The sequence below is a fragment of the Streptomyces sp. SM10 genome (assembly GCF_002910915.1).
In the GTDB taxonomy this organism is placed as follows: domain Bacteria; phylum Actinomycetota; class Actinomycetes; order Streptomycetales; family Streptomycetaceae; genus Streptomyces.
Genome location: NZ_NEUF01000161.1, coordinates 1 through 5,219 on the forward strand (window position 1 = coordinate 1; position 5,219 = coordinate 5,219).

At 67.6% G+C, this 5,219-nt stretch carries 5 protein-coding genes and 1 pseudogene; 2 read left to right on the plus strand and 4 right to left on the minus strand.

Translation table 11 applies throughout. The features are described 5' to 3' along the window. Positions 1-66 precede the first annotated feature (66 nt). Positions 67-1,283, plus strand: a protein-coding gene (locus tag B9S57_RS26750) for an IS3 family transposase (protein ID WP_103759791.1) whose coding sequence is annotated in 2 segments (ribosomal slippage) — positions 67-319 and positions 319-1,283 — 1,218 coding nt in all. Because the reading frame shifts where the segments join, the coding sequence is not laid out codon by codon here. A gap of 171 nt (positions 1,284-1,454) precedes the next feature. Here B9S57_RS26750 and B9S57_RS26755 read toward each other — a convergent pair. Continuing rightward, positions 1,455-2,093 (minus strand): SMI1/KNR4 family protein, encoded by a 639-nt coding sequence (locus B9S57_RS26755; RefSeq protein ID WP_103759792.1) that lies wholly within the window; start codon positions 2,091-2,093, stop codon positions 1,455-1,457. A 234-nt stretch (positions 2,094-2,327) separates the two neighbouring features. On the opposite strand from B9S57_RS26755, the gene B9S57_RS26760 reads away from it, so the two are divergent. Beyond that, on the plus strand, positions 2,328-2,720 hold the full coding sequence (locus B9S57_RS26760; protein ID WP_103759793.1) for a hypothetical protein: 393 nt from the start codon (positions 2,328-2,330) through the stop codon (positions 2,718-2,720). 110 nt (positions 2,721-2,830) lie between these two features. On the opposite strand, the gene B9S57_RS26765 is transcribed toward B9S57_RS26760, so the two are convergent. The 3 genes and pseudogenes from B9S57_RS26765 to B9S57_RS26775 all read right to left on the minus strand — a co-directional run. After that, positions 2,831-3,586: a transposase family protein gene (locus B9S57_RS26765; RefSeq protein WP_103759794.1), complete on the minus strand. Its 756-nt coding sequence runs from the start codon at positions 3,584-3,586 to the stop codon at positions 2,831-2,833. 320 nt (positions 3,587-3,906) lie between these two features. Then, a complete protein-coding gene (locus B9S57_RS26770) occupies positions 3,907-4,536 on the minus strand; it encodes a transposase family protein (RefSeq protein ID WP_258036632.1) in 630 nt (209 codons plus the stop codon). Positions 4,537-4,575: 39 nt separating this feature from the next. Continuing rightward, positions 4,576-5,219 (minus strand): annotated as a pseudogene (locus tag B9S57_RS26775) (hypothetical protein); the annotation flags it as partial.

Consider the following 5,219-nt stretch of genomic DNA (forward strand, 5'->3'; position numbering starts at 1 on the left):
TGAGGCGACCCCGGTGGTGTGGACACTCTGGCAATGGATCTTGCAGATCCGAGGAAGGGTGTCCTGGTGGGACGGAAGTCTCCGTATCCGGCGGAGTTCAGGAACGATGCCGTCGCGCTGTATCGCGCGGCGGGTGGGAAGCGCACGTATGCGGCGGTGGCGGCGGATGTTGGGGTGACCGGCGAGACGCTGCGCAGTTGGGTACGCCAGGCCGATGAGCAGGCGGGCCGCGGTATCCGTGACGAGCCGGTCGCGGAGGGCGGGGATGAGGAACTGGTCCGGCTGCGGGCGGAGAACGGCCGGCTACGCAGGGCTGAGAAGGAGTGGGAAATCGAGCGGGAGATCCTGCGCCGGGCGGCCCAGTATTTCGCGGAGGAGATGAGGGCATGACCCTCCGCTGGGGCTTCATCTCCGACAACCGGGCCGACTTCGGCGTGCAGCGGATATGCCGGGTGCTTCAGGTCTCGCGCTCGGGCTTCTACCGGTGGATCGCCGGCGCGAAGGCCCGCGAGGTGCGGCAGGCCGCCGATGATGCCCTGGCCGCGGAAATCCGCGAGATCCACACCGACCACAAAGGAACGTACGGAGTGCGGCGTGTCCATGCCGAGCTGCGGGGCCTCGGACACACGGTGAACCGTAAGCGCGTCGAGCGGCTCATGCGCAGGCACGGGCTGGAGGGCCTCCATCTGCGGCGCTGTAAACGCACCACGGTCCCGGACCGCTTCGCACCCCCTGCCCCGGACCTCGTCCAACGTGACTTCTCCGCCGGGCAGCTGGACGAGAAGTGGTGCGGTGACATCACGTATGTGCAGGTCGGCGGGTCGTGGCTGTATCTCGCCTGCGTCCTGGACATCTGCTCACGCCGGGTGCTCGGCTACTCGATGGCCACCCATATGCGGGCCGAGCTGGTCATCGAAGCCCTCAAGACGGAGGTGGCGGCCCGCGGCGGCCACGCGGACGGCGTGATCTTTCATGCGGACAGGGGCTCGCAGTACACCGCTGCCGCGTTCGCACAGGTCTGCGACGGTTTCGGGATCCGCAGGAGCATGGGCCGGGTCGGCTCGAGTTACGACAACGCCCTCGCCGAGTCGTTCTGGCAGGGGCTCAAGAGGGAGACGATGCACCAGAGGCTGTTCTCGACGATGCGTCAGGCGAGGCTGGAAATCTTCCAGTGGCTGACCTGCTACAACGCCCGCAGACGCCACAGTGCCCTCAACTACCTCTCACCGGTGGAGTTCGAACAGCAGCATCTGCGAGTAGCTAAACTCTCAATCGCGGCATGAGCCCCTGTGTCCACACCCCGGGGGACACCTCACTGTGCGCGCGGCTCCGCCGCCGGGGGCGTTCCGCACACGAGGGATTGCCGCCCGGGGCGACGGAACCGCTCGGTGCAACGAAGCGGCCGTCGCCCGTGTCTCACCTCGGGGCGTGAGCGTGACGGCTGACGACCCGACTCAGTCCATGTCCTCGTCCGCGTCTTCTTCCATGCTCTCGTACCCGGAGCGGAAAAGTGCGGAGAAGCTGGGGTGCTGGGTGGCGTCGCCGTACTTCGGTGCGAACTCGTAGGCGGCCCACTCGCCGTCCGGGCCGACGTCGGTCGGGTCGAGTAGCCAGAAGTCCTCTCCCCGGGCGATCTCGATGGACCGGCGGAACAACTCGACGTCTTCCTCGTTGCCGGGTATGGAAGCGTAGGTCCCGGTCACGCGGCTGCCGGCCTCGCTGTCCCGCATCCATTCGACGGAGCCGCACGGATGGACGCGGTCCAGATGGTCGTCGAGGCGCGTCCACCCATCGCTCGCCAGGAAGAACCCCCTCAGGCTGGGCGGGAACCGCACACCGAGCCGCTCCTCGGCTTCCGCCAGAGCCTCCTTGCGAGCAGGGGCTTCACCCAGCCACAGCTCGACGTTCCCGCCTTGGTCCAGAGCCTCCAGCTGATCCTCGTCCAGGAGGTCGCCCAGCTCTTCCTCGTCGGCACAGACTTTCACGTACAGCACGCTGTACCGCTGCAGAAAGTCACGCCACGCTTCTGGCGTAGTCAGAACGGCGGCAACTTCATTGCCCTCACGATCAGTTGTCTCACTCATGCCGATCATGGTGCCAGGTGGCTACGACAATGACGAAGGCCGCCCGAGACGCCGTATCTGACCGCAACCACCACGGGTTGTTCCACGTCCAGGACCAGCTCACCACCTGGCACCACCGCCCGGCATGCCAGCACCTCCACCTGGACAGTGGTCGTAGCCGGCCCGGCTCCCGCCTCGGATACCGTGTTCCTCTACGGGGTGCCATACGGGATGTGACGCCCCCAACCGGAGGTAGTTCAGCGTATGAGTTCAAAGCGCAGCAAGAATCCAGCCCTGCCCGTACTTGACGACGCATACCGGCTCCCGTCGGTCAAGGACGCCGAAGAGTCCGCCCGTGACCTGGCCGCGCGGCTGGCCACCACCGAGCTGCGCCGCGTTTCCCACCCGGGCCGGGTCACCTGGGAGCCCACCGATCAGGCCGAGCCCGTACCGGTCCCGCCGACTGTGGTCGACGCTGACGGGGACCTGTGGCTGCGGGACCGGGGCACCGGCACCTGGACCATGCCCGAATTCAACCCGAAGGAATTCCCGGCCCGCTGCGGCGAGGTCCTGACGTGGAACCAGCTTGCCTGCGAGTTCGGCCCGCTTACCGGACTGGCCGACGACCGACGCACCGGCAGCGGCCGCAAGCGCTGACTACGCAGCCTTCTCCGGCGTCTCGTTCATGGGAGCGTCAGAAGTCGGCAGAGGTTCTGGTGAACTGCGCCCAGGATCTCGCCGCCGGTCTCCATGAGCCCTTTCCAACCTCATGCTGACGCGTGGTGGAGGACGAGTACGGCCTGGATGATCGCTGTGATGCGGTTGGTGCTGCAACGGAGCTTTCGCAGGAGGCGCCAGCCCTTCAGGGTGGCCATGGCCTGCTCGCCGAGGCAGCGGATCTTGGCGTGTGTGCTGTTGTGCCTGCGCTGCCACCGCTTGAGGCGACGGCCGCGAAAGGGAACCCGGACCGGACGGCCGGCACCCTGATACGCCTTGTCGGCGCAGCACTTGAGGCCGCCCTCGGCGAGCGCTTCGACGATCCCGTGGACGCGGGCGGCGGTCAGGTCGTGGGTGGAGCCGGGCAGCGCGGGCGAGGCCCACAGCAGGCGGCCGAACGGGTCGGTGAGGACCTGGACGTTCATGCCGTGGCGTTTGTGTTTCCCCGAGCAGTACGGGGTGTCGGAGGCGATCCGGTCGATCGGCAGGAGGGTGCCGTCCAGGATCACGAACGCCTTGGTCCGGGCGACGTGCATCGCCTCGGCCAGTGTGGGCGCGAGGCCGGCCAGCACCTCGACGGCCTCGCGTATGTAGCGGTATGCGGTCGCGATGCCGATACCGAACCCAGTGGCGAGCTGGGCGTAGGTGTCACCGCACCGCAGATGGGGCAGGGCGAGGAGGGCCTGGCGGCCGGCGGTCAGACGCCGCCACCGGGACCCGATCTCCCCTCGCCGGGCAACGAGCCGTCCGGTCGGGTACCGCAGGGTGCGACTGGACTGGTCGATCGACGACGGGTAGACAAGCACACGAAGCTCCTGGCGGCCACGGGCGATCTTGGTCGAGAACCCGTCTACCAGGAGCTTCGTCGTTCCGCAGATCCGTCCAACACGCGGCCAGCACCGTCAGGTTGGAAAAGGCTCAGTGCGTTGTGGCAAAGGGAGTCCCTGTTCGATGAGCGGGGGCTTCTTCGTGTGCGGGGCGTGATCGTTGTGGAGTAGGGGCAGGCAGCGGGCGGCTTGTTGTTGATCGAGGAGGTTGTGATGCCGTCGGTGCTGGGGTTGATGGAACTGCGTGAGGCGCGGGCGAGGCAGGAGCTGGAGTCCTGGACGGAGGTCTTGGAGCAGGCTCAGGCGGTCACCACCGTGTTCGCCAGCTCGAGTCCGTCCAGCAACGGTGCGAAGGAGGGGATTTCGTTGCTCTTGGAAGCGACCTGCCGCTGGGCCAGGACAACGCCGTGGTGGTCCATCGCCGCCAGCAGCTGGATCGCGGCGGCCGTCTGGGTTCGCGATCCGCGGACCACCTTGCCGTCGACCGCGATCACCCGTCGCACCGGCCCCTCCTCCGCGTCCGGCTCGACCGGGGGCGGCGTTCTGGCCTGCAGATACGCGCTGATCGCCGCATCCAGCGCGTCACCGTCCACACGCTGCAGCAGGCGGCGCACGGTTGCGGCGTGCGGCACCGGCCGCAGACCGGTAAGCGGATCGGCAGCGAAGCCGAGGACACCCAGCACATGCTGCGGGGCATCCGTGATCCACTCGCTGATCGCGATGAGCGACCGGGCCCCGGTCAGCACCGCCGAGACGGCCGCGCACAGCAACGCGAGGGCCGGATACCGCAGCCCTCGCGCATCGCGGGGATCGGCGACCAGAATCAGGAAACGCCGCAGGTCAGCGACATCGCTTGAGGTGAGGGGATCAGTCGGGGAGCCCAGTTGCTCCAGCGCGGAAGGGATGGGCGATGATGTTCGGGCAGGCACGGTCTCGCTCGGTTCTCATGGGTCTCGACAACCACATGATCACCAGCACCGTGCCTGCTCTGCTCTCCGGGGTCCCTTGCCACACAACGGACATGACGCCACGTCACTGACGAGACCGACGAACCGGACCAATCCCAATCGCGCAATGCCCCTGTGGTGCCGGGGGTCCGTGCGCTCTGCGGGACAGGCAGCGAGACCGTCCTCGGCGACTTCCAACTGCTCACGGACGTCCTGGAGCATCCCGTACGCGGCTGCCAGTCGGGTCCACGTCTCGAAAGTCGGATTGTGATGCGGGTCGTCGAATTCGAGACGGGCGCGAGTCCAGTCGGCGGCAGAGGCGACGAGTTCGGTCAGCTCGGGCAGAGCCCCGACCAGTGCGCCGTTGACCTCCTCGATGATGCCCGCCACCTCATCGGGCGAGGCGTCCTCGTGGAGGCGAGAAATCATTCCGCGAACCGAGTACGGATCGGCGGAAGCGCCGGGCAGGCGCCTGATCTGCAGCGGCTTGTCGGAGCCCGGTGCCGCGCTGCGGTGGGCGAGCCGGATGTTGTGCTGCATGGCCGCACCGACGGCCTCGCCGATGCTGGAGTAGCACTCGGGCACGTTTGCCTCTTCCGGTGAGTGGTCCTTGACGGGTGAGTCGAGCGGGGGCGCGCGACGTACTGGAGGCCGACGGCGGAGAG